Source organism: Klebsiella oxytoca NBRC 105695, assembly GCF_001598695.1.
Lineage (GTDB): Bacteria > Pseudomonadota > Gammaproteobacteria > Enterobacterales > Enterobacteriaceae > Klebsiella > Klebsiella oxytoca.
In genome coordinates, this window is the sequence record NZ_BCZK01000039.1 from 1 (window position 1) to 714 (window position 714).

1 protein-coding gene is annotated in these 714 nt (G+C 57.4%); it reads left to right on the forward strand.

The window, feature by feature from the left end:
* Positions 1-91: 91 nt before the first annotated feature.
* Positions 92-714 (forward strand): IS110 family RNA-guided transposase (locus tag KO1_RS26660; RefSeq protein WP_148719770.1); only part of this gene is annotated, 623 nt, incomplete at its 3' end.

The following is a 714-nucleotide window of genomic DNA, read 5'->3' on the forward strand; positions in this document are numbered from 1 at the left end:
CCCGTAGCCCGATGTGATGGACACCTCCCCCTTACGGCATCAAAGTGCCAGACTGAGGTGTACCTACAGTTAACTGGAGGAGGTGTCCATCATGAATATTAAACGTATTGGTCTCGACCTGGCAAAAAATGTCTTCCAGATACATGCCGTGGATCACCGTGAGCATGTTGTCCTTCGTAAAACTCTGCGCCGTGACCGCATGGCGGCCTTTTTCACCCAACTCTCACCGTGCCTTATCGGTATTGAAGCCTGTGGCTCTGCCCACTACTGGGCCCGGGAGCTGACCCGTATGGGGCATACCGTACGCATTATCCCGCCCCGGCTTGTTAAGCCTTATCTTAAAGGCCAGAAGAATGATGCCAACGATGCCGAAGCTATCTGCGAGGCTGTCAGCCGCCCCGGGATGCGCTTCGTGGCGATCAGAACGGAAAGGCAGCAGACGCTGCAGGCGGAGCACCGCGTCCGGGCCAGACTCATCCGTGCCCGGACAGCTCTGAGCAATGAGATACGGGGTCTGCTGGGGGAGTTCGGTGTGGTGTTGCCAGCGGGAATAGCGCAACTGCGTAAGGCGCTACCGGAGATAGTGTCGCAGCAGGTGCAGTGGGATGAGTGTTTTATTCGTCTGCTGTGCGAACTGTCAGAAGAGCTGCAGGGACTGGATGAGCGTGTCGCCCGCCACGACAGGCGGCTTCAGCAGTCAGCACGGGATGATAT